This is a genomic window from Limisphaerales bacterium (assembly GCA_014382585.1).
Classification (GTDB): Bacteria; Verrucomicrobiota; Verrucomicrobiia; order Limisphaerales; family UBA1100; genus JACNJL01.
In genome coordinates this window covers 23,663-47,653 of the sequence record JACNJL010000064.1, presented here as the reverse complement: position 1 = coordinate 47,653, position 23,991 = coordinate 23,663, and the positions used below count along the sequence as shown (strand labels likewise).

Genomic DNA, 23,991 nt, shown 5'->3' with positions numbered 1-23,991 from the left:
AAATCGATTCGGAATTACTCGCCGCTAATGCACCAAAGGCTTTTGTAAGTGCGAATGAATATTTCGCCATTGGAAAACGCCATCGACGACTGCGTCATTTCGCCTAACGAATTCACCGCCAACAACTGATATCGCGGTGCGGCGCGCAGAATGAACGCATCACCTGATTGATTGATGGCGTAAAGCTTATCGCCCGCCGCCACCATCGATGACCATGATTTTCCGTTCCCGCCAGGGCCGCGCAGGCGCTCGGCCCACACCTCTTTGCCCTTGCGCGCCTCGATGCACTGGGCCACGCCGTCTTCGTTCAAAATATAAATGTGGCCGTTCACCAATACCCCGGAACCGATGCGTTGCTTTTCGCGTGGACGCGTCCAGAGTTGGTGGGTTTTTGTCACGTCGCCCATGCCACCGGCACGCACGCCCATCGCCGTACCGCGAAACCCGCCCATCGCCACCACGATGCCGTTCCCATAAATCGGTGAAGTATAAATCAATGGATTAAGCCCCGCGCAAGTCCACAGCTCGCGCCCCTTTAGCGGATCAAACGCCGCCACGCGATTGGGATAACTCATAACCAACTGCGGCCCGCTTTTGGCGTTCATTAAAATTGGAGTCGTCCACGAGCCCACCCATTTGCCGCGCGCGCCGCCTTCAATTGGAATGCCCGAACTGCCTCCGGGTTCATCGTGCTGCCAAACGGTCGAGCCGTCTTTCAAACTCACCGCAACCAAAAACGTCCGCTCGCCGGGGCCAAAGTTAAGGATGCACAAATCGCCATGAATCACCGGCGAAGCCGCATTACCCCACACGTGATGCTGCTCGCCGAGGTCGCGGCTCCACAATTGTTTCCCCTTCATATCGTAGCAGAATAATCCCGCCGAAGCGTGCGACACGATCACGTGCTTGCCATCGGTCACCGGCGAAGCGGAACAGAAGGGATTCGTCCGATGCGTCGGCTCCTTCACTTTGTATTCCACCTCTGATTTCCAAAGCTGCCGGCCCGTGCGGCGATCAAAACAAATCAATTGCCGCAGCCCCTGCGCCTCGATGGCTTGCGTAATAAAAACCTGATGACCCCACACCACCGGCGACGAATTCCCGCGCTCCGGCAACGGCACGCGCCACTTGGTGTTTTGCTTCACCGCCCACTTCGTGGGGAAATTTTTCTCCGCACAAACCCCCGTGCCCAATGGTCCGCGCCAAGCCGGCCAATTATCCGCGCGGAGAGTAGAGGCTAAAAGTGCCAACGCGCCAATCATTCGAATCAGGTACATGGCGCAATGCTAACCGATGAGGAGGCGGGGTCAATCAGGAAGCGGCAGGTAAAGGCGGTTCGCGCAGGCAATCTTTGCGAGCACGCTAGTTACGGTAGAATTTGAACGGTCTCTTCCAAATCAAAAAACTGACGAAAAATACCATTAATAAAAAACCAAAATTGGAATCACCACAGCCAGCACTGCGCCGCGCCAATGCCGGCGATAACCAGCAGCGGGATGAAAATGTTAAACCCGCATGCCTCACTGAGGCCCACGCCGGCCATGACGCTCAAGATGATTTGTCACGCTTCCATGAATCAAACTTAAGCTGAATCTACGTTTTCAAAAGTGGTATCGATTACAAAACCGCGCGGTGTTTACAGTACGCAAATTAGTTGTCGCGAATGGTGGCGCCGAGCGTGGATTTGAACGCCATCACCAATGAATCGTGGGCGCTGTTGACGTCTTTGTCGGTGAGAGTCTTCTCCGCGTTGCGATAGGTGAATGAATAGGCGAGGCTCTTTTGACCATCGGGCACGTTTTTTCCCCGGAAGACATCGAAGAGTTGCGTGTCAACAAGATTAGCGGGCTTGGTTTTTTTCACAACGGCGAGCACGTCGGAATGCGTCACAAAATCGGACACAAGCATTGCCACATCGCGTTCGCTCGCGGGGAATTGCGGCAGCGATTTGAAAGATTTATTGGTGGTACGGCGTTGGAGCAACATATCGAGATTCAACTCGGCAAGAAAAACGGCATCGCGTGCTTCGTATTTTTTACCCAGCGGCGGCAGTAGCTGCCCCATTTGACCGATGACATTGTTGCCCATTCTCAATTCAGCCGATTCAAGAAACAACGCCGTAGCTTCTGTGCGCCGTTCGTATTGCACGCCAAACACGCCAAGATTATCGAGCAGCGCTTCCACCGCGCCTTTCAAATCCATCGCGTCGATCTTGTCATCTTCGCCCCGCCAAAAGGCGGCGTGGCGCTTGCCGGTGAGCAACAGCGCAAGCGTCCGATGCTCGGGTTGATTCGGTGCAAACACACGGCCAATTTCGAATAACGCCACATCGTGGTTTTGTCGCGTCAAGTTATTGCGAAGCGAATCGAGCAAGCCCGGCAACAAACTCGGCCGCAAGACGTTCATATCACTGGAGAGTGGATACTCCAATTCCACGATGTCACTGGAGGCCAGCTGTGCAGCGGTGTCACTAATGAGCGATTGGCCTTGGGCTTCATTAAGGCCAAGACCGGCGAGGATGCCGCGTGTTTCGGCAATCGCATCTTGCGTGGCATCAAATTCATTTTCGCCACGACACCCCATCGGCAGCGTTGCAGGAATCTCATCCACACCGTGCACACGGCACACTTCCTCGATGAGATCCACCTCGCGTTTCAAATCCACACGCCACGTGGGTATGCGGAAGATCGCGGCATCGTCATCGCTCGAAACTGTTTCCAAACCGAGCCCTTCCAAATACCCGACCGCTTTCGAAGGCTCAATGGTGATGCCCAGCAACGCGTCGGTGCGCGCGTGGCGTAATTTGATTTCAACCGGTTCAGGCTTGATCGGAAATTCATCTACCGCGCCCTCGGCCACAGTGCCGCCAGCGGTTTCGGCGATTAACTGAGCGGCGCGTTGGCTGGCCCAGTCGGTGACGCCGAGGTCCGCGCCGCGCTCGAAACGGTAACTCGCATCAGTTTGCAATTTGGTGGCTTTCGAGGTGGCGCGGATATTTTGCGGATTGAAATACGCCGTTTCCAACAGCACATCCTGCGTGGTGTCGTTGATTTCCGTGTTCATCCCGCCCATTACGCCGGCCAGCGCGATGCCTTTTTCGGGATCGGCAATGAGGAGGTTGTCGGCGCGCAACTCGTGCTCAGCTTCATCGAGCGTGGTGAATTTTTCGCCAGCATTGGCGCGGCGCACGACGACGGTGGGTTTGCCGTCGACCTTAGCAAGCAAATGCAAATCAAAGGCGTGCAGCGGTTGGCCGGTTTCCATCATCACGAAATTGGTGACATCCACCACATTGCTGATGGGGCGAATGCCGATGCTTTCCAGCCGAGCGCGGAGCCAATCGGGGCTCGGGCCAATTTTCACACCGCGAATCACACGCGCGTTGTATCGCGGGCAAAGATCGGAATCATTGATTTGGACCGCCACCAGGTTATCGGCTTTTTCATTCGAGACGTTGAGTGGGATTTCCGGGCGCTTCAGCGGGTTGCCGGTAAGCGCGGCAATCTCGCGTGCGAGGCCGATGACGCCGTTGAGGTCGGGGCGGTTGGGCGTCACTTCCAAATCAAAAACCACATCCTTCCCCGCACGGCCGAGGTGTTCGGCATAGGGCTGGCCCAGTTGGGCGGTGGCCGGCAAAATCAAAATGCCTTCGTGGTCGTCGTTAAGTTTTAGTTCGCGACCGGAACACATCATCCCCTGCGACAATTCGCCACGGATTTTCCCCTCTTTGAGCACGAAGGGTTTTTCGCCCGCTTCAACCGGCATTGACGTGCCGACCTGCGCCAATGCCACTTTGTCTCCCGCTTGAAAGTTTGTGGCACCGCAAACTATTTGCAGTTCGCTTTTGCCATCGGTCACTTTGCAGAGCGTCAATTTATCAGCGTTGGGATGCTTGTCGCGCACGACCACTTGCCCCACCACAATTCCATCAAACGCGCCGCCTGTTTCTTCAATGCCTTCGACCTCCACGCCGAGCATCGTGATCCGCTCAGCGAGTTCTTCCGCCGACCATTCAAAATCGACGTATTCTTTGAGCCAATTATAAGTAACCTTCATGTGCTCTAAAATTGGCGGAGAAACCGCAGGTCGTTTTCGTAAAAGAGGCGAATGTCGTTGATGCCATAGCGAAGCATGGCGATGCGTTCGATGCCGAAGCCGAAGGCCCAGCCGGTCCATTCTTCGGGGTCGAGGTCGACTTCCTCCAAGACCGCCGGGTGCACCATTCCGCAGCCGGCGATTTCGAGCCAGTCTTTGCCCATCTTGCGGGTGAGTGAGTTGGCGAAATCAATTTCGAAACTGGGCTCGGTGTAACTAAAATAGTGCGGGCGAAAACGGATTTGAGTTTTTGGCCCCATCAAATCGCGGAAGACAAATTCGACCGTGCCTTTGAGGTCGGCGACGGTGACGTTTTTGTCGATGTACAATCCTTCGACTTGGTGGAAGGTGGGGTTGTGCGTCGCGTCGGCGGTGTCCCGGCGATACACGCGGCCGGGCACGATGATTCGCACGGGCGGTTTCTGTTCCTTCATCACACGGATTTGCACGCTGGATGTGTGAGTGCGAAGGAGTGGCCGGCCATCGGTGGCCACATAAAAAGTATCCTGCGCGTCACGGGCGGGATGATCGGCGGGGGTGTTGAGGGCATCGAAGCAATGATACTCGTCTTCCACCTCGGGGCCATCGGCGACGGCGAAACCGAGTTTGCGAAAGCTCTTGACGATATCCTCAGTCACTTGCGTGAGCGGATGCAGCTTGCCGAGTGCGCGATGGCGTCCGGGCGCGGTGAAATCCGTGGGTTCGATGGGTGCGGCGGCGGCTAACTCGATGCGATCGCGGGCGGTTTGCAGAGCAGCCTCGAGTTCGCCTTTGGCGGCGTTAACGGATTTCCCCGCGAGCGGGCGCTCTTCTTTGCTGAGCGAGCCCATCTGTTTCATGAGGCCTGTGAAACGGCCTTGCGGACCAAGCCAGATGCCCTTGGCTTGGTCGAGCGCGGCTTGGTCGGTGGCGGCGTTTAGCTCCGCCAAAGCCTCAGCCTTCAATGGTTCGATTTCATCAAGCAATGACATCTTGTGCGGGGAATGTAGTGGAGACGCTTGCGGCTATAAACAAAAAACGGGCGACCTTGAATTGGTCGCCCGTCTTGAAAGTGTACCGTCTACTTGGCGGCCTTCGCTTCCAAGGCGCCTTGGGCGACCTTGACCAGCTCGGTAAACGCTGCTTCGTCCTGCGCGGCGATATCCGCCAGCACCTTACGGTTGACCTCCACTTCGGCAGCTTTAAGGCCTTCGATGAAGCGGCTGTACGTCATCTCGTTTGCGCGGCAGGCGGCATTGATGCGCACGTTCCACAGGCCGCGGAAGGTGCGCTTCTTGTTTTTGCGATCGCGATAGGCGTACTGCCGACCGTGGTCGAGCGCGTCTTTGGCGTAGCGGTAAAGTTTGCTGCGGCGCATTCGAAAGCCTTTGGCGGCTTTCAACCAGCGTTTGCGGCGTTGACGTGAGGCGGGTCCGTTGGTGGTGCGCATGGTAAATTCTCCTGAAAAACTGGGTGGGGTTAGTGGCTAAACGGAAGACTCTCGGTGATGCGGCGCATATCATCCTTCTCCACATAGGTGGCGGTGCGAAGACGGCGCCGACGTTTAGCGTTTTTCGATGACAACAGGTGGCGCTTGCCTTGGCGGTTACGCTTCACTTTACCACTGGCGGTGACTTTGAACCGCTTGGCGACTGCTTTCCGCGTTTTATTGACTACTTTATTTGGCATGAAATTCCTTCTGTTCCCCTCAAAATGGGCGCGCAGTGTATGAACACCCCTATTATGTGGCAAGCGATTTCTCTCAAAAAGTGAAGGAATTTCGGGTTGCGAGGGTTTTATTGGCCGCGATTGACCATATTTCCCACCGCATCCCAGTTTTTCCGGCTGATAGCCTCGCCATTTTGATAGACATAATGGCTCTGCACCTCGCCGTTTGGATGATAATAGATGACTTTTCCGTGAAATTGCCCGTCAACCAGCGTCCCTTCGCTTTGTTTTTGGCCATCAGCAAAAAACGAAACCATCTCGCCGTGTTGCTTCCCATCGCGATAAGCCGCTTTGAACATCATCTGTCCATTAGGATGGTGGGAAACGGCATTTCCGTCAAAAGGCTCACTCTTATTTGGCTCAAACGCGAGTCCCTCACGCGTTTGCAGCAAATTGTATTCCGCCACCGCCGGCGGACGCAGCACGAGTAAAGCAATTAACCCCACCGTGCCCAAGCCAAACGCGAAAAAGAAAAAGTGGCGATTCCACCACGAAGTGCGTCGCGGTTTGGCAGCCGGCTGCGTGGGTTCCTCCTTCTGTGCTTCCTGCACCTCCATCTTATTGCGCGAAGGAGTCTCCTCCGCCAATTTCGCCACCTCTTTCTGAAATTCTAATTCCCGATACGCCGTCTCGGCCGCCTCCCATTCCTTCAGCACTTCACTCACTGGCATCCAATCCGCCTCGCCCTCAATCCATGCCCAATCATTATCCGCAAACGAACCGCGCTCCACCAACACACTCACTTGCTTGGACTCATAAGGCCCCCAATTCTTTCCCTCTTTGGCGATATAAATACTCATCTTATTTCCCGTCAACATTCGGCAGACGGTTCGGAGCTTGCCATTGTTTGTGCCACTTCAGTTTCCACAATTCAGCCAGCTTCACGGCATCCACACTGCCATCCATATAGGCCACGTTGTTGGCGCCGCTGTGATAGCGGTCAATGCACAACCGCGAAAGCCCCTGCCCCGTTTGCCCGCCGTATTCCAAATCCTTCGCCGGCTGATTGGATTCCATTGGCATCACCACCGGCCCAGTACCTTCACTGAACAAAGGCGCTTCACTGCCGCCCTCTTCCATTCCGCGGTAAAAATGGTTGGGCACCCCGTTCTTCATGCGCAAATGGTCCGACACCGCCCAGCCATTGAGCGTGTACGTGCTGCTTAAGTTTTTTTGATACTCCACGATCATTCCCGTCACTTTCCAATCAAAACTCGGCATGCTGAAAATATTTTGTTTTAGATACACCCCTTCTTTGTTTTTTTCCGGCTGACGATTCGGCACCATCGCGCCGAAATATTCGCCCTGCTGTTTCGCCGCATCCTCGTATTCGCCCAAGGCAAAATATTCCTGCTCGCACTCCGGGTTGCCCTGCTCTTTCCATATCCATTGGCCCCCGCCTACCGCACCCGATTCGTTTTCATTCACCACCCCCACCCACGAGAGTCGCGCCGGAAAATGCTTGGCCGCTTCCGCAAACCGATCCCATTCTGCATCATCCTCAATGGTCACTAACTTGCCGCCGCGACCTTCCGCAATGCGCTTGGCAGACTGCCAAGAAACGGAGGGTCAGACACGGGTCAAGTGCTCGTAAGTACTCTCCGGGCTGGTCGTGCGCCACGCCATCTTCGAATGCCCCGAGCTGATATTCTGATTCGGTGAACACGCCGGACTATGAAACACCTCCTGTTCATAGCCCTCACGGCGCGTCAGCGTTTCCACCCAAGTCCCCTCCGCCACCTTCGCGTGCGGCATGAATTCGCCCAACTCCACATCGTGCCCGATGTAACCTGTGCTGAGTTGCTTGAGATTGTTCCGGCTGAAAACCCCGTGTCCCTTGATTTGCGCCCGGCCAATTGCCACGAAAAGGATCGACGCCAACACGCCGATAATTCCAATGACCACCAATAGTTCCGTCAAAGTAAACCCCGCACGATGCAAAAAACGCAAACGGCGGGGACAGGAAAAACGGACGGTCACTTTTGTTGAGATACGCTGGTTAGTCTTCATACCCAAAAAAACTCCAACCGGCTCGACCGCACCGCTGTGTCAGCGCAGCTTCATCGCCTACTACAACGTGCCACACATTTTGGTTCTGTCAATAGGCGGAATATACTTATTTGAAAAAAGTTGTCACCGCCCGCAACACTGCATCTGTCGCGATGGGTTGCTGCAACAAATTCATCGCATCACTCGGCGGTCGCCACACCACCGCATCCGTCTCCGCCCACAACACAACACCCGGCAACCCCACCGCCGCCGCCAAATGCGTGATGCCCGAGTCGTGCCCCAGAAACGCACGACACCCACTCAACGCACGAGCCACCTCCACCAAAGGCGCGTGCAGCAAAACACGATGGCGTTCACGAGGAAGCCTCGCACTCAATTGCGCCAACCGCTCGGCTTCCGCTTCCCCGCCAACCAACAATAAATCCGCATCATTTTGAGTCAGCCACTTCGAAAGAAAAACCGCCCAGTTTTCTTCCGGCCAATTTTTGGCCGCACTGCCACTGCCCGGATGCACCGCCAGCACATTTTGCTTTTCATCAACAGCTGAAAGCCCCAGCCGCGCCACCGCGCTCGCCCCCGAAATCCCCACTGGTTCCAACGCCCGCAACAACACGTTCGCCGCCGGTTCCCCCATCCCATCCGCCGGCCGATGACAGCCCCTCAAAAACCGCGCGCCACTCGCAGCACAAATGTTAAGTTCAAAAACTCCTTCCGGGTCGTGCAAAAAAGAAATCACCCAATCAAATCCTGCCAACCATTGGCGAGCCCCCGCATCGCAATCGCCATTTTCTACGAAAAAACCGGCCCATTCGCGGGCTTCCAGGGAACGCGATTCATCCGCCAAGCCCCCCGTCACAGCCAATTCACCACACTCCCGCGCCCCCAATACCGCCACGTTCGCCTGCGGATGTGCCGCGCGCAAAGCTGCCAACACCGGCAGCGTCAACACAAAATCGCCAATCGCCCCGCCCCGCACTACGAGGATACGTTTGGGCACGTTTAAGAGGGTTGTCATAAACAAAGTTTCCCACTGGACAAACGTCGGAATGCCGCTAGCCTAAAGCCAAGCTAACCCTCAAACAAAAACATTCCTATGAAGAAATTAATTCCCCTAATGGCCACGCTGTTGATTGCAGGCGTGTGTTTCACTTGGACCGCACGGTCCTTCGACGACGACAAACGCCGCGACGGCGACAAACCCCGCGAAGGCGACAAACCCCGCGAAGGCGAACGTGACAAACCCCGCGAAGGCGACAAACCCCGCGAAGGCGAACGTGACAAACCCCGCGACGGCGAGCGTGCCCGTGACCGCGAGCGCGACGGTCAAGCCCACGAACTCGAAGCATGGCTCGAGCAACGCGAAAAGCAAATCAACACCCTACGCAAGCAAGGCAAGCCTGACCAAGCCGAAGCCCTCGCCAAACGCACCCGCACAGAATTAGCCGAACATCGCAAAGCAATGGCTCATCGCAACCGGGGCGACCACGACGAACACGCGCATCGCGAACACCCTCACAATCATGGCGGCGACAACGAAGAGTTTGGCAAATGGGTCAACCAACAAGAACGCCGTATCGCCGAGCTACGCAAAGCCGGTAAAAAAGAAGAAGCCGCCCACGTACTCAAGCGCGTGCAAGACGCCATTGCCAAATTCCGCGGCCAAGGCGAACGCCGCGAACGCGAAAAGACCGAGCGGGAAAATGACCACAAAGTTCACGAGTTCCTCGAACAAGCCGAACGCAAAATCAATGAACTGCGCAAACAAGGCAAACACGAAGAAGCTGAAAAATTGCTCCGCCACGTGAAAGCGGAAATGGCCGAACGCCGCGAACACGGCGAGCGCGAACGCGAAGGCGGCAACGAAGCCCGCATGAAACACATCGGCGCAGCCATCGAACATCTACAAGCCGCCGGAATGCGTGATTGGGCCGAAGAACTGGCCGCCCACGCCCGACGGATGAATCAAGGCGAACGCGAAGGTCACGCCCGCGAAGCGCGTGAGGATCGCCAAGAACCCGGCCACCGCCACGAGCGTCACGAACACGAGCACGGCGAGGACGAAGGCAATGGCGATATCAATCAATTGCGCCGCGAATTGAATGAAATGCGAAACGCCCTGCGTGAAATTCAAAAACATTTGGAGAAACGCCGCTAGGCAAATCTCCATCCCCTTGAAAAAGCCGTCCGCAAGGGCGGCTTTTTTTGTTCACTTAAAAACCGTCAAACCCAGAACCATCAACAGCACTGCAAACACCAACCGCACGCTGCACATCATTTTGAACCGCCGTTCGCTGACGGTTGCCCAATCAATAATGTCCCGCATCCGCCACGGAGCCACGGTAAACCACATCGCCTTCACTACCAACGCGTAGGCGAGGACCACGAGCACAAGCCGCCAATCGCTTGGATGCCAACGAGCCGCGTCCACGATGAGTTTGGCGAGCATCAGGAACACCACCGCCAAGCCGCGCACGGCGAGAAAGTCTTTCAGAAAAAAACACGAGCCCACGCCGGTGGCGACAATGAAGACCTGAAAGTGCGTGCGAAATTTTTCGAAGTCGGCCAGCGTCTCGTCGCTGAGGACCCAAAGAAACCACGCCATCCCTGCGAGCATTAGCGTCCAGCCGGCCGTTTCGTTGCGTGGGAATTGATTGATCCAGTCCATCGAACCTTTCGGCTTAGCCAAACCCACGGCAGCCGTCAGCACCATCAGCGCACCCAGCGCGAGCGACAAATTGGCGAGAGAAATTTCAGGCATATCAGTTCAAATTTAAAATGGCGGGATCGCCGTACAAAGTCGTTTTGCTGGCATCGGCGATTTGCACATCGATCACTTGGCCGATGAAACGTTCACCCCCCTCGAACACCACAATTTTATTACACCGCGTGCGACCCTGGAGACGCGTCATGTTGCGGCGACTTGGGCCTTCCACCAAAATTTCCATTTGGCGGCCAATGTATTCGTTCAACTTGCGCACGCGAATCTCGTCCACCGCCTCGAGCAAGCGCGCGTGGCGTTCCTCGATGACCGATTCGGGCAATTGATCCGGCATCGCCGCCGCCGGCGTGTCGCGGCGTTTGCTGTACTTAAAAAGAAACGCGTTATCGAACTCCACTTCGGCACACAGACTCAGCGTCTCATCGAAATCCGCTTCTGTTTCGCCAGGGAAACCGACAATGATGTCGGTGCCGATTCCCATTTCTGAATCGGCAGCACGCAGTTTACCCACCAACTCCACAAACCGCTCGCGGGTGTAGCCGCGATGCATCAGCTTGAGCATTCGATTGCTGCCGCTTTGCACGGGGAGATGCGCGTTCTCCACAAGCTTGGGAAGACGTATGTACGATTCCACCAAATCATCGCCGTAGCCTTTGGGATGCGGCGAGGTAAAGCGAATCCGTTCGAGCCCATCGATTTCGTGTACGGCTTCGATGAGTTGCACGAAGGCACTTTTGCCATCGCGCACGCCGATCTCGCGTTTGCCGTAGCTGTTGACGATTTGGCCGAGCAAAGTGATTTCCCGCACGCCGCCCGCCACCAACTCACGGCATTCCGCGACGATCTCCTTGATACTGCGGCAGCGTTCTCGGCCTCGTGTGTAAGGCACAATGCAAAATGTGCAAAACTGATTGCAGCCCTGCATGATGCTGACAAAGGCGGTGATCGCCTTACTCTCGCCCGCGCCCAATGAAAGATGCTCGCGGATGGTGGCTTCGCTGCCGGTTTCTTCAGCGGTGTCCACCACACGGGCGCGGCGGCCGGCGAGGAGGTCATCAAGGTATTCGCCGGCGCGATGAAATTTTTGCGTACCGAGGACAAGATCGACATCGGGCAGTTGATCAATCAATTCCTGACCGCGGCTTTGCGCCATGCAGCCCATAAACCCAAGCACCGCATCGGGATGACGTTTTCGCGACTGGCCGATAAGCGTTTGCATTTTGTTAATCGCCTTTTGCTCAGCTGCATCGCGCACACTGCAGGTGTTGAGCAAAATCACATCGGCGGCTTCCTCGTCCGGCGCGACGGCATAGCCCTTGGCCACGAGCTGCGCGGCGACCGCCTCGCTGTCGCGCTCATTCATTTGGCACCCGTAAGTTTTGATGAAAACACTCGGCATTTCCGGACGGCGGACGGTACGCCAGTCGCACAAGTTTGGAAAGAGCAAACACACCCTGTTTCCCGTTGCCTCCGTTGGGAAGCTCTGCTACAACCCCGCAACGTTCGTCGATGCGCTATGCCCGATCCTGAATCCTCTCAACAACGCCGCCGCGATTATTGGCGGGAAAACCTCCGCATCATGGCTTGGCTGTTGGCCGTGTGGTTCACCGTCTCCTACGGCTGCGGCATTTTATTTGTTGATGAGCTCAACACAATTTCGCTCGGCGGATTTCAACTCGGCTTTTGGATGGCGCAGCAGGGCTCCATCTACGTCTTCGTCGCACTCATTTTTGTGTACGTCCGCCTGATGAACAAGTTGGACAAAAAATACGGTTTCGACAAAGAGGACAAGCCCGCCTCCGACAAAAAGGAGGACGCCTAAATGGACGTCAAAACCTGGACTTACCTCATCGTCGGCATCACGTTCGCGCTGTACATCGGCATCGCGATTTGGAGCCGTGCGAAATCCACCAGCGAATTTTATGTGGCCGGCGGCGGCGTGAGTCCGCTCGCCAACGGAATGGCCACCGCGGCCGATTGGATGAGCGCCGCGTCCTTTCTTTCAATGGCCGGGCTCATCGCCTTTTCCGGCTACGGCGGTTCGGTGTTTCTGATGGGATGGACCGGCGGCTACGTTTTGCTCGCGTTATTGCTCGCGCCTTACCTTCGCAAGTACGGCAAATTCACCGTGCCGGAATTCATCGGCGAACGCTTTTATTCCAAAACCGCCCGCGTGGTGGCTGTCGTCTGCCTCATCCTCGTTTCGGTCACTTACGTCATCGGCCAAATGAAAGGCGTCGGCGTCGTCTTCTCGCGCTTTCTCGAAACCGATTACAACACCGGCCTCTTCGTCGGAATGGGCATCGTCTTTTTTTACGCCGTGCTCGGCGGCATGAAAGGCATCACCTACACCCAAATCGTCCAGTACGTTGTGCTGATTTTCGCGTACACCGTCCCCGCAATTTTCATCTCACTTCAATTGACCGGAAACCCCATCCCCCAATTCGGCCTCGGCGGCGATGTTGACGGCACGCCGCTCTTGGCCAAACTCGACACCGTCATCCAAGACCTCGGCTTCAACCAATTCACCACCGACGTGATGGGCAGTAAACTGAATATGTTTGCGTACACCCTTTCGCTGATGATCGGCACCGCCGGTTTGCCGCACGTCATCATCCGATTTTTCACTGTGCCCAAAGTCAAAGACGCCCGCCTCTCCGCGGGTTACGCGCTCATCTTCATTGCCATCCTTTACACCACCGCCCCCGCCGTCGCCGCGATGGCGCGCCTTAATCTCACTCAAACAATCCAAACCGGAAAAGTCGGCGCACTCGAAGGCAACCTTAAATATGAGAAACGCCCCGAGTGGTTCAGGAACTGGGAAAAAACCGGCCTCCTTGAGTTTCGCGATTGGAACCAAGACGGCCGCATCCAATATTACAGCGACCCAAGCGGATTGGGTGAAGCGCATTTTGCCCTCGAAAAAGCTCAAGCCCAACTCGCCACAGCTGAATCTTCAAAAGATCAAAACGCGGCCACGCTCATTGCCGAAACTCAAGCCGCCATCGTCGCAGCTGAAAAACAAATTGCTGCCGCTAAAACCAAACACGCCAAAACCTCTTTCGCCCAACACGGCTGGCAGGGAAACGAAATGGTGAAGGTCGACAAAGACATCATCGTGCTCGCCAACCCCGAAATCGCCAAGCTCCCCGGCTGGGTGATTGCCCTCGTCGTCGCCGGTGGTTTGGCCGCCGCCCTTTCCACCGCCGCCGGACTCTTGCTCGCCATCGCCTCCGCCATTTCACACGATTTGCTGAAGGGAATTATGCGGCCGAACATCACCGAAAAAGAAGAACTCAAAGCCAGCCGCATCGCGATGGTCGGTGCGATTTTGATGGCCGGTTATTTCGGCCTCAACCCGCCTGACTTCGCCGCCGGCACGGTCGCTATCGCCTTTGGCCTCGCCGCCTCATCCATTTTCCCCGTCCTGATGATGGGCATCTTTTCAAAGCGCATGAACCGCCAAGGCGCAATCGCCGGAATGATCGCCGGCATCGGCGTCACCTTGCTCTACGTCTTCCAACACAAAGGAATTATGTTCATCCCCGGCACTTCGTTCTTGGGTGACTTGAAAGAAAATTGGTTCTTCGGCATCACCCCAAATGCCTTTGGCGCAGTGGGTGCAGCCGTTAACTTCGCCGTCGCCTTTGCCGTTTCAAAAACCTCCGGTCCACCCCCGGATGAAGTTCAGGAATTAGTCGAACGCATCCGCACGCCGGGCGATTAAACTTTCGCCCCGCCCAACACCTCCACAATCGCTTCCCGCAACGCCCGCACCATTTTACGCAACTGCACCGCCGTCGTGCAATATGGCGGCAACAGCGGAATCACATTTCCAATCGGCCGCGTCAACACCCCGCGCCGCGCCATCGCCTCGCACACACGAATGCCCGCTTGCGCCTTCAGCGGAAATGCCTTGCGCGTTCGCCAATCCGCCACCAACTCCACGCCCGCCACCAAGCCTTCCTGCCGGACATCCCCCACCGCCGCAAGCGGCCACAGCGTTTGCAATTCATCACGCAAATTTTTCTCCAGCGCGCGCCGTTTCTTTTTGGATTCCGCCCCCTGCAAAATTTCCAAACTCGCCAACGCCGCCGCTGCGCCCAATTGGTTGCCCGTATAACTGTGCCCGTGAAAAAAAGTTTTGAACTCCTCGTACTCGCCGAGAAACGCATCGAACACATTCTGCGTCGTCAACGTCGCCGCCATCGGCAAATACCCGCCCGTCAGCCCCTTCGCCACACACAAGAAATCCGGCGTCACCGTTTCCTTGTGGCAGGCGAACATCGACCCCGTTCGGCCAAACCCCGTCATCACCTCATCGGCGATCAACTGCGCCCCACTCGCGCGCACCGCTTTGCCCACGCGTTTCAGCCAACCTTCCGGATGCGCGATCATTCCCGCCGCCCCTTGCACGAGCGGCTCCACCACCAAGGCTGCGTACTTCCGTCGCTTCAATTTCGCCTCCGCTTTACCCACGCATTCCCAGTTGCATTTGCGAGTGACCCGCGCATCCGCCCGTTCCGGTTTGGCTCGATTAAACGGGCACCGATAACAATACGGCGACATCACTTGATCACTTTTGAAAAGCAATCCGCCGTACGCTTTATGAAATAAATCAATGTGCCCCACACTCACCGCCCCCACCGTGTCACCGTGATACGCCCCTTGCAGCGAAAGAAACTTCGGCGCACGCGAACGCCCCGTGCGACGCGTAAATTCATACGACATCTTCAAGGCCACCTCCAACGCGGTGGAGCCATCGTCCGAGAAGAAAACTTTCGCCAACCCTTTCCGGGAGGAGGAAGCTCCTGCGATTCCGGTTGCATTGCGGCGCGCTGGGACAGCGCGCCCTACCTTCAGCAACCGCTCCGCCAACAACGCCGCCGGTTCATTGGCAAATCCCAGCGCCGAAGTGTGCGCCACTTTTTTCAACTGCCGCTGCAACGCCGCGTTGAGCTTCGGATGATTATGCCCGTGCAGATTCGTCCAAATACTGGAGTTTGCATCGAGATATTTTTTGCCGCGCACATCTTCCAGTACCGCCCCCTTTCCGCTTGCCAACACGATGGGCTCGCGCTTGGCCCAATCGCGCATTTGCGTGAACGGATGCCACACAAATTTTTGGTCCAACCGCGCCAGTTTATGCATCGCTTTTGCTTTCACCTAAAGTCTCCAATAATGTTTTGATGTCCTCGGGCGAATGCGCCGCGCTCACTGTAACCCGCAACCGCGCTTCGCCTTTGGCCACGGTCGGATAACGAATGGCCGGCACAAACACGCCCGCTTCCAACAACCGTTCCGACAACGCCACCGCCTCGGCTTCGACGCCGATCATCAGCGGCAAGATCGCGCTTTGCACCACGGGCAATTTCCAACCGCGCGCGATGAGACCGTTTTTTAATTCATCCACCAAACTCCACAAACGCGTCCGGCGCTCTTCACCTTCCGCTGATTGCACCACTTCGATCCCCGCCCGCGCCGCCGCCGCCTGTGCGGGCATCGGTGCAGTGGAAAACACAAAACTCCGCGCCCGATGACGCAGCAATTCAATCAACTCATTTGAGCCACAAATATAACCGCCCGCCGCGCCGAGCGCTTTACCGAGTGTGCCCATTTGAATTTCCACGCGATCGCCCACGCCGAATTCCTCCGCCACGCCGCGCCGCCCTTCGCCGTACAATCCCGTCGCGTGCGCTTCATCGAGCATCAACCACGCGCCGTGTTGCTGTTTCAATTCCACCAAATTCAGCAACGGCGCGAGGTCGCCATCCATTGAATAAACACTTTCAGCCACCACCAACGTGCGCCCGCCCTGCTCCGCCGCCCATTCGAGAATGCGTGCGAGGTCGGCAAGGTCGTTGTGTTTGCACACGCGCAGTTTCGCCGCTGAAAGTTTCGCTGCATCCACCAAACTCGCGTGCACAAGTTTATCGACCACCACCACATCACCCGCGCCAACCAACGCCGGGATGGTGCCGAGCGCGGCGGCGTAGCCGGAAGAAAACGCCAGCGCGTCTTCAGTCCCTTTAAAATCCGCCAACGCACTTTCCAATTCGTGATGCGGTGACTGCGATCCACTAATGAGCCTCGCTGCCCCCGCACCCGCGCCAAATGTTTCAATCGCCGCCACGGCGGCCTTTTTCAATGCCGAATGATTGGCCAGTCCCAAATAGTCATTCGATGAAAAATTCAACACCTCGCGCGCCCCGAACCGAATCCGCGCCCCCTGCGTCGAAGCCACTTCGCGTACGGTGCGGCGCAAGTCGCCCGAATCAATCCCGGCCAACTCACCCGCTATTTTTTCCTGAAATTGATCAGTCATCTGTACTCTTAACCTCCCACTCTCCATCAAGCATGACCAACCGCGCAGGGCCGGTATGGTTCAAGATCGCTTCGCACGCAGACTCAATCGAGTCATTGAACGGCAAAGCAATCAAGTCCGCGAATGCACCCGCCGCCAATTCGCCCACTTGTCCGGCCATTCCCAGCGCGCGGGCGGGGTTCACGGTGACGCGCTGTAAAAGGGTTTCCAATTCTGAATCAGGAAAGGCTTCGCGATAGGCGCGCAGTTCGTCGAAGAGACTCAACTCCGCAACACCATCGCGCATTGTGGCAAGGCTATCAGTGCTGAGACAGAGATTCACGCCCGCCGTGCGCAATGCCTCGGCTCGGAATGGCGCGTGCCCAAAGTAATTATGACTGCGCGGACAATGAATAAGACTCACTTGGTTTTCCGCAAGCAATCGAATGTCGTCGTCATCCAAATAATTCCCGTGAACGGCAAGAAGGTTTTTGCTCAACAATCCATAGCGTTGCGCGTGCGCGGTGGGTGAGCCCACCCCGCAATCGGCCATCACGCGCCCCACGGCGGCAAGGCGTTCGTAAAGCGCGCCCTTGCCTTGGCGAAACATTTCGTCTTCCTCGGCCGATTCCGCCAAGTGCATCGCCAGCGGCAAGCCCGTTGAGGCACACGCTTCGAGTAAATCCGGTTTGGTGGTGTACGGCGCGTGCGGTGACAATCCCACGTGCCCGCGCGGCGGTTTGTGGTTGGCGACCCAGCCCGTCGCATCAGTCACGGCTTGCTGCGCATCGCTTTGGGTGCGGATGACAATCAACTCCAAAAACGAAATCATTCGTAAGGGCGTGGCCGCCCACAAATCTGGCAGCAAATCAGGTCGTGTCTCGATGTTGCCCAGCGTGGTGGTCCCGTAGCACAAACATTGAGCTGCGCCATTCAACCACGATTCGCGGTGGGCGGCGTCATTCACATCCGCTTTGAGATCGACGATGGCATTGATCCAATCGGTGAAGGAACGCGGCGCGGGAATGGCGCCGACGAAATCGGTGTAGTCAAGATGACAATGAGCGTTGACTAATCCGGGCAATAAAATCACCTCGCCTAAATCTTCCGCCTCATTTTTATTTTCCGCCTCCGCCCATTTGCCCACGGCGGTTATGCGGTTGCCATCCAGGCGCACAAAGCCATCCGCAATGGGCGGTTGGGAAACGGGAATAACAATACGCGCGCGCAAGAGCACGCGCCACGCTAACGGGGAACCCGCGTCGCGGTCAACCTATGTCAAGCGGCCACCGCTTGCAGTCCGCTCTTTATTTGAGCCGCCTGTTTATGATTGCGGGCCTTGAACTTACTGTGCCGTTTGCGCAGTTGCGCCTGCACCTTTTTGGTAACTAGATCAATGGCTGCGTACAAGTCATCTTCGGCATCACGAGCGATTAGATTCTGGCCGGGTAAGGCCACCTTCATCGTGCACGTGTATCGCTTGTCGGGGTGACCTTTATGATCGCGCTCGAGATTCACGAACGCTGCAAGCGCATGCGTTTCCTGATGATCAAGTTTCTCGATACACATGCGAACATGATCTTTGAGACCATCGGTAAGGGTAACTTTATGAGTAGACAGGACTAACTTCATATGAGGTTAATATACCACACATTCTGGGTTCTGCCAATGAATCGAAGGAAAAAGATGTCCACTTATTAACACTGGCCACCCATTTACTCACAAGTTATACACAATTCAAAAAGCGGCGGTGACCGGAAAATGCGGTGCGAAGATCCATGGATAATCCGCCTTGAATCGCTTGTATTTGCCGATAAACAGCAACATTTGCTTTATTAGGCTGAAGCGTTTGGCGCGAGTTTAGTTTCACAAATTGATCCGAAAGGTCATTTATCAGAACTTTTTCACCGCTATTTTGGGCCACGCACCACATGGCTTGGAGGGCTGCGCCGTACGCCGCACCCTCGCTGACGGCGAGTGTGACCACTTCCGTGTTAAAAATGTCAGCCATGATTTGCCGCCAGAGTTTGGATTGCGCCCCGCCTCCGGTGGCTCGGATTTGTTTAGGTTTCACCCCGAGCGCGGCCAGGCGGAGCAATCCGAAATTCATCCCGAGCGTAACACCCTCCATCGCCGCGCGCGCAAAATGGCCAGTGCTGTTTGTGCGCGGATTGATGCCAAACCACACACCCGTGCCGTCCGGCACATTCGGCGTGCGCTCACCTTCGAGGTAGGGCAACAGAATGAGGCCATCGCTTCCGGCACGAACTTTGGCGGCCGCTTTTTCATATTGCACGTGCGAAAGGCTGTAATGGTTTCGCACCATCTCGGTGGCCACGGTGACGTTCATCGTGCAAAGCAACGGCAGCCAACGATTGGTAGAATCGCAGAACGCGGCGATCTCGCCTTTGGGATCGATCACCGGTTTTGCCGCGCACGCATAAATCGTTCCACTCGTTCCAAAACTTGCAGTGACGATTCCCGACCGTGTATTGCCGGTGCCGATCGCGCCCATCATATTGTCGCCGCCGCCGGCGCTCACGAGGGTGCCCGTGGAAAGGCCAAGTGATTTGGCAGTTGCGGCGGAAAGATTCCCGACGGGTTGATCGCTGGAGATGAGCGGAGGCAGTTTGTCTGCCAATGCGGGGTCGATTGCTTTGATGGCGGCGGCTGACCACTTGCGGTGTTTAACATCGAGCAACGCTGTGCCGCTGGCGTCGCCGTATTCCATCACGGCGTTTCCGGTGAGCCAAAAATTCAGGTAATCGTGCGGCAACAAAACCGTGGCGAGGCGTTGGTAATTTTTGGGTTCATTTTTTTTCAGCCACGCTATCTTTGGCGCGGTGAATCCCGGCAACATCGCGTTCCCGATACGACGGATGGTTTTTTTTAGGCCACCGAGTTTTTGAGTGATGGCCTCGCACTCAGCGGTGGTGGCGGTATCGCACCAAAGTTTGGCAGGGCGAATCACTTTGCCCGTTTTATCGAGTGGCACAAAGCCGTGCTGTTGGCCGCTGACGCCGATCCCCTTCACTTCGGCCGCGCTGGCTTTGGCTTGTCTGAGTGCGGCTTTGATCGTGGCCGCCGTAGCGCGTTTCCATGTCTCGGGATGCTGTTCCTTCGCGCCTGCGGACAATCCGGAAATCAGCCCATAGGCCCGTTGAGCGCTGCCGAGCACGTTGCCATTTTTGGCATCAACCACCAATGCCTTGGTGGATTGAGTGCCGCTGTCGATGCCGATATATAGGTCGCGCATGGGTTGGCTACTCCAATTTGTCGGCGCAAATGATTTGAATCATTCGCTCCTCCAGTTCTCCAAAGGGAATTTTTTCCTCTTGTTTTGTTTCAAAATTTTTCAATACGGCGAACTTATCATCCTCAATTCGGACTGTAAATTCGGCTCCAATTTCGAGGGCGCGTTTGATTTGCTTGTCCGGCTTAATCGGTGCGAACGGATAGTCCACACTCCATCCTTCCTCCCGCAGCATCTGGATGATCGACAGGGTGGCGGGACGTTTAGTTTCATCCTCAATCAGAGCATAGACTTCGATGTTGCCTTGGAGTTCCGGCATCAACCCCCGTTCTTTCAGCAACTCCACCAACACCACATCGCCCATCGCAAAGCCGGCGGCGGGGATATCTTTTTTGCCCTTTGAAACGAGGCTTACCAATTGATCGTACCGGCCGCCACCGGCGATGGCGCGGAATTCGCCTTTGCGATCGAAGGCCTCGTAGACAACGCCGGTGTAATAAGCGAGCCCTCGGATGACGTTGTAATCGATTTTCACAAAACCGCTCATCCCGCGCGCGGCGAGATTGTCGAGCACGGCTTGGAGTTCTTCAGTGGGCTCGCCGGCGGTGATGAAATTGCGAACTTGCTCGAGCGTGAACCCGAGGGCTCGGAATTTCTTTTCGCTTTCTTCGGGCGCAGTGCGTTCGAGTTTATCGACGGCTTGATAAAAATCGTACGCCTTTGATTTGTCGCCGCCGTTTTGATTGAAAAAATCCTGCCACGCGTTGCGGCTGCTGAGGCGAATGACAAAGTCTTCGGCGGTGAGTTCGAATGCCCGCAGTAAATCGATGAGCATTGCGATGAGCTCCGCATCGGCGGCGGGATTAGCTTCGCCAAAGATGTCGGCATTAAACTGGAAGTGCTCGCGCAGCCGGCCTTTTTGCTGGCGTTCATAGCGGAAGAGTTGCGGAATGGAATACCATTTGATGGGCTTCTTGTAATGCCGCTCGCGGGCGGCGACCATCCGCGCCACGGTGGGGGTCATCTCCGGACGAAGGGCCACGGCGCGTTCACCTTTGTCTTCAAAGTTATAAAGTTGGCCGACGATTTCTTGGCCGCTCTTGGCGGTGAACAGGCTCAGTGGTTCGAGCGGTGGCCCGTCGTAGGGTTGGAACGCGTAGAATTCGGCGATCTCGTGCCACGCGTCAAAAATATGTTTGCGCAGATTGGCACTCCACACCTCGCCGTCGGGCAAGGGTTCAGGATAAAAATCACGAAATCCGGGTAGTCGGTCCACGTGGGGAGAAAACAACCGGCAGCGACGATGGTCAAGCGCGGAAGCGGGGCGGTTCAAATCTACAACCCCAAATGCGCCCATAACGCGGGCGGCTCAAGACGGAGATTAATGTAAAACGGGCCGAACTCGCCGTAGCGGGCGGTGACTTCGTCTTTGCGCATTTCGTGGACGATGTCTTTTACCGAGGCCACTTCCTTCGCCATCAGCGTGACGCCCCATTCCCAGTCGTCGAGGCCAGTGCTGCCGGTGATGAGCTGGCTGATGCGGCCGGCGTATTTGCGGCCGGTGATGGCGTGGGTGCGCATTAGTTTTTTGCGCGTGTCGAAATCGAGACTGTACCAGTTGTCCTCGCCCTGCCGTTTTTTGAGCATGGGATAAAAACACATCACCTCCCAGTCAGGCATCTCGGGATAGAGCCGGAATTTTTCGTAATCCACTTTCCACGCCATCAGCTCTTCCATTTTGGCATCAAACTCCGGCGTGCCTTCGGCGAGTTTGAACTCCCGTTGGGCGCGGGCTTTGAGGTCGTCTTCAGTGGGTTGATATTCCGTCAATTCCGTCACGCTGAAGTAGCTGTAAACCAAATCGATACTGCCCGCCGGAAAACACGCTTCGAGGTCGCGATGCATTTGCGCGAGCTGCGCGAGATCCTCGTGGAACAGCCAAAACGCAAAATCGGCCTTACCGCTCACGTTGGTGTAGCAGCGCAACAGCGGATGCGAGGCGTCGTTGTTGGCGGCACAGAGGGCTTCGAGTCGTTCGCGCGCGGCCTCGCTTTCGCTCGGTGACAATTCATCCCACGCCATGCGATCCACGCGATAAAACAAATGCATCACGTGGATGCCCTCGGTCATTTTTACATTTGGCAAACTCATCGTAATAAAAAGCAGGGCGGAGCCTCTTCAATCTTCCGCCGTTTGGCAAAGGAAAAGCGAGGACGGCTCATCCACTAGTAATTTTTTGATATAACTGAAACAATCCCACACTCGCCATCGCCACCGCGGAAATCCAAAGGAAAACTGTCCAGATCGCCCCCGGCTGAAGCGGTTTATCCGTTTGTTTGTAACGGAAATAGAGTGCTGCGATGGCTAATAACGGCAGCATCAATGCCTGCGCCACGCCCCCCACCAGAACGAGAGTCACCGGTTTCGGCACAAAGATGAACATCAACGCACAAGCAACCGGAATCGCGATGCAACATTTAGAAAGAAGTTTTGCTCTCGCTTCCTCGGTTGAAGGTTTCTCAATGCGCCTGAATAGCACGAGCCCATCCGCCAGCAATCGGGCGTTGGACGCGGAGGCCGTCACCATGGTTGAAAATAAAACCACAAACGCGCCCACCAAAAAAATCGTTAATCCGGCTTTCCCTAGCGGACGATACATCTGGGACAAATCCTTGATCATACTATCATCACTCACCCCCACGGCGGCGACCTTCAGATCCGCCACCGCCTTTTCCATCGGCTCAATCATTTCCGACTCCTTGTCCCGCTTTATCTCAGCGGCGATCAACTTGTCCAAATGACCGGTCGCAACCGCGATCTGCGCTTTGATATGGTCAAGACGCTGCGCATCCGACATGTCCACCCCAAACACGGTGGATGTGTTCATAGCTGCGCGCGCCTTATCGAAGTGTCCTTTCACCTCCGCTGAAGGTGATTGATCCACCGCGGACACCAAAGCGGGCATCTGGGCTTCACGGAATTTTTCCATTTTTTGCTCAGGCATTTCAGCGCGATGCAGCAACGCTGACCCCAACAAAAAGAAAGCCACCGTCGCGCCGGTATACACGACCATCGACAACCATGCATCCACCCGCATGATCCGCAACCATCCCTTTGCGCGTTCATACCAAACTGTCGTGGGATTGGCGGTCCCCACATTTTTTGCGTACCCCTTTTCCAGACACCAATACGGGTAATAGATCAGCTCTGAGGCCCCGACCCCGATGATTCCGAACGCCGCAAAAGCCGTCGAAAAATCGCCCGGCAACTGGAACTTCAATCCCTCCTTGATATCAGCCCAAGAGATGGAAAATTCTTTCATCCCTTCGGACGTTTGCAAACTGATCAAAGCAAACAACGTGGCGAAGGTGAAAAATACCACCATGATCGTCGAAAAAATTTCCACCGGCTTGTACTTACCGGAAGCAAGAATCGCAATGGTCCCCCCCGAAACCACAACCGCAATAATACTCGCACCGTGAGTTCCCAGCTCAGAAACCCAGCCCAACTCCATCACCACTTTCCCGACACTCCCGACAATTCCTCCGAGTTGAAACAAAATCCCCACAAACATCAGCAACCAACACCACACCACCCAAGAGACAATGAACCGCGGCCCCGGAACGGTATCCAACGCTTCCAGCGTGGTCATGCCCTTGGAGATGGCAAAGCGGCCCAGCTCCACCTGCACCAGCACCTTGATCATGCAACCGGCAATAATGAACCACAGCAGGCTGAAGCCGTATTCAGCCCCCACCTTGGGCGTGGCAATCAATTCGCCAGAGCCGACAATACAGGCGGTGATGATGAGGCCGGGACCGAGGTGTTTGGAAATGCCACGCCAGTCCTTTGGCGCGTCTTGTGGGCCGTCCGAAGACATAGCGGGAGGCTAGGGATTCGCCC

Annotated in this window: 23 protein-coding genes; 4 read left to right on the top strand and 19 right to left on the bottom strand. The window is 56.0% G+C overall.

Translation table 11 applies throughout. The features are described from left to right. Nucleotides 1-14: 14 nt before the first annotated feature. Nucleotides 15-1,277 (bottom strand): PQQ-binding-like beta-propeller repeat protein, encoded by a 1,263-nt coding sequence (locus tag H8E27_15025; GenBank protein MBC8326931.1) that lies wholly within the window; start codon nt 1,275-1,277, stop codon nt 15-17. A 101-nt stretch (nt 1,278-1,378) separates the two neighbouring features. Between H8E27_15025 and H8E27_15020 the strand changes: the two genes are divergently transcribed. Next, entirely contained in the window at nt 1,379-1,591 is a 213-nt protein-coding gene (locus H8E27_15020) for a hypothetical protein (protein MBC8326930.1), read from the top strand. A 59-nt stretch (nt 1,592-1,650) separates the two neighbouring features. On the opposite strand, the gene H8E27_15015 is transcribed toward H8E27_15020, so the two are convergent. The 8 genes from H8E27_15015 to H8E27_14980 form a co-directional block, all read right to left on the bottom strand. After that, a complete protein-coding gene (locus tag H8E27_15015) occupies nt 1,651-4,056 on the bottom strand; it encodes a phenylalanine--tRNA ligase subunit beta (protein MBC8326929.1) in 2,406 nt (801 codons plus the stop codon). A gap of 5 nt (nt 4,057-4,061) precedes the next feature. After that, entirely contained in the window at nt 4,062-5,066 is a 1,005-nt protein-coding gene (gene pheS / locus H8E27_15010; protein MBC8326928.1) for a phenylalanine--tRNA ligase subunit alpha, read from the bottom strand. Nucleotides 5,067-5,155: 89 nt separating this feature from the next. Beyond that, the gene (rplT, locus tag H8E27_15005; protein ID MBC8326927.1) at nt 5,156-5,524 is read right to left on the bottom strand and encodes a 50S ribosomal protein L20; all 369 of its coding nucleotides are present in this window, start codon (nt 5,522-5,524) and stop codon (nt 5,156-5,158) included. 29 nt (nt 5,525-5,553) lie between these two features. Further along, nucleotides 5,554-5,763, bottom strand: coding sequence for a 50S ribosomal protein L35 (gene rpmI / locus H8E27_15000; GenBank protein ID MBC8326926.1), 210 nt, complete (start codon nt 5,761-5,763; stop codon nt 5,554-5,556). Between the two features lie 107 nt (nt 5,764-5,870). Further along, on the bottom strand, nt 5,871-6,602 hold the full coding sequence (locus H8E27_14995) for a DUF4339 domain-containing protein (GenBank protein ID MBC8326925.1): 732 nt from the start codon (nt 6,600-6,602) through the stop codon (nt 5,871-5,873). 1 nt (nt 6,603) lies between these two features. Beyond that, the gene (locus H8E27_14990) at nt 6,604-7,314 is read right to left on the bottom strand and encodes a hypothetical protein (protein MBC8326924.1); all 711 of its coding nucleotides are present in this window, start codon (nt 7,312-7,314) and stop codon (nt 6,604-6,606) included. Nucleotides 7,315-7,371: 57 nt separating this feature from the next. Beyond that, a complete protein-coding gene (locus H8E27_14985) occupies nt 7,372-7,812 on the bottom strand; it encodes a type II secretion system protein (GenBank protein MBC8326923.1) in 441 nt (146 codons plus the stop codon). A 106-nt stretch (nt 7,813-7,918) separates the two neighbouring features. Further along, nucleotides 7,919-8,827, bottom strand: a complete 909-nt coding sequence (locus H8E27_14980; GenBank protein MBC8326922.1) for a glycosyltransferase family 9 protein — start codon at nt 8,825-8,827, stop codon at nt 7,919-7,921. Between the two features lie 78 nt (nt 8,828-8,905). Here H8E27_14980 and H8E27_14975 point away from each other — a divergent pair, with 78 nt between their 5' ends. After that, complete coding sequence (locus H8E27_14975; protein MBC8326921.1) at nt 8,906-9,967, top strand: hypothetical protein; 1,062 nt, start codon at nt 8,906-8,908, stop codon at nt 9,965-9,967. 51 nt (nt 9,968-10,018) lie between these two features. Here the strand turns inward: H8E27_14975 and H8E27_14970 are convergent, their stop codons facing one another. Continuing rightward, nucleotides 10,019-10,570 (bottom strand): hypothetical protein, encoded by a 552-nt coding sequence (locus H8E27_14970; GenBank protein MBC8326920.1) that lies wholly within the window; start codon nt 10,568-10,570, stop codon nt 10,019-10,021. Between the two features lies 1 nt (nt 10,571). Next, nucleotides 10,572-11,930, bottom strand: coding sequence for a tRNA (N6-isopentenyl adenosine(37)-C2)-methylthiotransferase MiaB (gene miaB, locus H8E27_14965; protein MBC8326919.1), 1,359 nt, complete (start codon nt 11,928-11,930; stop codon nt 10,572-10,574). 117 nt (nt 11,931-12,047) lie between these two features. Here miaB and H8E27_14960 point away from each other — a divergent pair, with 117 nt between their 5' ends. Together H8E27_14960 and H8E27_14955 are read left to right on the top strand one after the other, a co-directional pair. After that, nucleotides 12,048-12,353: a DUF4212 domain-containing protein gene (locus H8E27_14960; GenBank protein MBC8326918.1), complete on the top strand. Its 306-nt coding sequence runs from the start codon at nt 12,048-12,050 to the stop codon at nt 12,351-12,353. Continuing rightward, complete coding sequence (locus tag H8E27_14955; GenBank protein ID MBC8326917.1) at nt 12,354-14,258, top strand: cation acetate symporter; 1,905 nt, start codon at nt 12,354-12,356, stop codon at nt 14,256-14,258. Here the strand turns inward: H8E27_14955 and bioA are convergent. From bioA to H8E27_14915, 8 genes are all read right to left on the bottom strand, one after another. Further along, on the bottom strand, nt 14,255-15,682 hold the full coding sequence (gene bioA / locus H8E27_14950; GenBank protein ID MBC8326916.1) for an adenosylmethionine--8-amino-7-oxononanoate transaminase: 1,428 nt from the start codon (nt 15,680-15,682) through the stop codon (nt 14,255-14,257). The genes H8E27_14955 and bioA overlap by 4 nt on opposite strands. After that, complete coding sequence (gene bioF, locus H8E27_14945; protein MBC8326915.1) at nt 15,675-16,856, bottom strand: 8-amino-7-oxononanoate synthase; 1,182 nt, start codon at nt 16,854-16,856, stop codon at nt 15,675-15,677. Before bioF ends, bioA begins: the two co-directional genes overlap by 8 nt. Next, on the bottom strand, nt 16,849-18,072 hold the full coding sequence (locus H8E27_14940) for an amidohydrolase family protein (GenBank protein MBC8326914.1): 1,224 nt from the start codon (nt 18,070-18,072) through the stop codon (nt 16,849-16,851). The genes bioF and H8E27_14940 overlap by 8 nt, the downstream gene beginning before the upstream one ends. 41 nt (nt 18,073-18,113) lie before the next feature. Next, nucleotides 18,114-18,467: a ribosome-associated translation inhibitor RaiA gene (raiA, locus tag H8E27_14935; protein ID MBC8326913.1), complete on the bottom strand. Its 354-nt coding sequence runs from the start codon at nt 18,465-18,467 to the stop codon at nt 18,114-18,116. A gap of 94 nt (nt 18,468-18,561) precedes the next feature. After that, nucleotides 18,562-20,091, bottom strand: a complete 1,530-nt coding sequence (xylB, locus tag H8E27_14930) for a xylulokinase (protein MBC8326912.1) — start codon at nt 20,089-20,091, stop codon at nt 18,562-18,564. A 7-nt stretch (nt 20,092-20,098) separates the two neighbouring features. Beyond that, a complete protein-coding gene (gene hisS, locus H8E27_14925; protein MBC8326911.1) occupies nt 20,099-21,364 on the bottom strand; it encodes a histidine--tRNA ligase in 1,266 nt (421 codons plus the stop codon). A 59-nt stretch (nt 21,365-21,423) separates the two neighbouring features. Then, nucleotides 21,424-22,239: a heme-dependent peroxidase gene (locus H8E27_14920; GenBank protein ID MBC8326910.1), complete on the bottom strand. Its 816-nt coding sequence runs from the start codon at nt 22,237-22,239 to the stop codon at nt 21,424-21,426. 67 nt (nt 22,240-22,306) lie between these two features. Beyond that, complete coding sequence (locus H8E27_14915; GenBank protein ID MBC8326909.1) at nt 22,307-23,968, bottom strand: Nramp family divalent metal transporter; 1,662 nt, start codon at nt 23,966-23,968, stop codon at nt 22,307-22,309. Nucleotides 23,969-23,991 lie beyond the last annotated feature (23 nt).

Coding starts and splice junctions, on each gene's coding strand:
- miaB (MBC8326919.1), bottom strand. CDS start 11,930: ATGCCGAGTGTTTTCATCAAAACTTACGGGTGCCAAATGAATGAGCGC.
- xylB (MBC8326912.1), bottom strand. CDS start 20,091: ATGCGCGACCTATATATCGGCATCGACAGCGGCACTCAATCCACCAAG.
- raiA (MBC8326913.1), bottom strand. CDS start 18,467: ATGAAGTTAGTCCTGTCTACTCATAAAGTTACCCTTACCGATGGTCTC.
- H8E27_14955 (MBC8326917.1), top strand. CDS start 12,354: ATGGACGTCAAAACCTGGACTTACCTCATCGTCGGCATCACGTTCGCG.
- H8E27_14980 (MBC8326922.1), bottom strand. CDS start 8,827: ATGACAACCCTCTTAAACGTGCCCAAACGTATCCTCGTAGTGCGGGGC.
- rplT (MBC8326927.1), bottom strand. CDS start 5,524: ATGCGCACCACCAACGGACCCGCCTCACGTCAACGCCGCAAACGCTGG.
- H8E27_14975 (MBC8326921.1), top strand. CDS start 8,906: ATGAAGAAATTAATTCCCCTAATGGCCACGCTGTTGATTGCAGGCGTG.
- H8E27_14915 (MBC8326909.1), bottom strand. CDS start 23,968: ATGTCTTCGGACGGCCCACAAGACGCGCCAAAGGACTGGCGTGGCATT.
- rpmI (MBC8326926.1), bottom strand. CDS start 5,763: ATGCCAAATAAAGTAGTCAATAAAACGCGGAAAGCAGTCGCCAAGCGG.
- H8E27_14920 (MBC8326910.1), bottom strand. CDS start 22,239: ATGAGTTTGCCAAATGTAAAAATGACCGAGGGCATCCACGTGATGCAT.
- H8E27_14960 (MBC8326918.1), top strand. CDS start 12,048: ATGCCCGATCCTGAATCCTCTCAACAACGCCGCCGCGATTATTGGCGG.
- H8E27_15025 (MBC8326931.1), bottom strand. CDS start 1,277: ATGTACCTGATTCGAATGATTGGCGCGTTGGCACTTTTAGCCTCTACT.
- bioF (MBC8326915.1), bottom strand. CDS start 16,856: ATGACTGATCAATTTCAGGAAAAAATAGCGGGTGAGTTGGCCGGGATT.
- H8E27_14970 (MBC8326920.1), bottom strand. CDS start 10,570: ATGCCTGAAATTTCTCTCGCCAATTTGTCGCTCGCGCTGGGTGCGCTG.
- bioA (MBC8326916.1), bottom strand. CDS start 15,682: ATGCATAAACTGGCGCGGTTGGACCAAAAATTTGTGTGGCATCCGTTC.
- H8E27_15015 (MBC8326929.1), bottom strand. CDS start 4,056: ATGAAGGTTACTTATAATTGGCTCAAAGAATACGTCGATTTTGAATGG.
- pheS (MBC8326928.1), bottom strand. CDS start 5,066: ATGTCATTGCTTGATGAAATCGAACCATTGAAGGCTGAGGCTTTGGCG.
- H8E27_14985 (MBC8326923.1), bottom strand. CDS start 7,812: ATGAAGACTAACCAGCGTATCTCAACAAAAGTGACCGTCCGTTTTTCC.
- H8E27_14995 (MBC8326925.1), bottom strand. CDS start 6,602: ATGAGTATTTATATCGCCAAAGAGGGAAAGAATTGGGGGCCTTATGAG.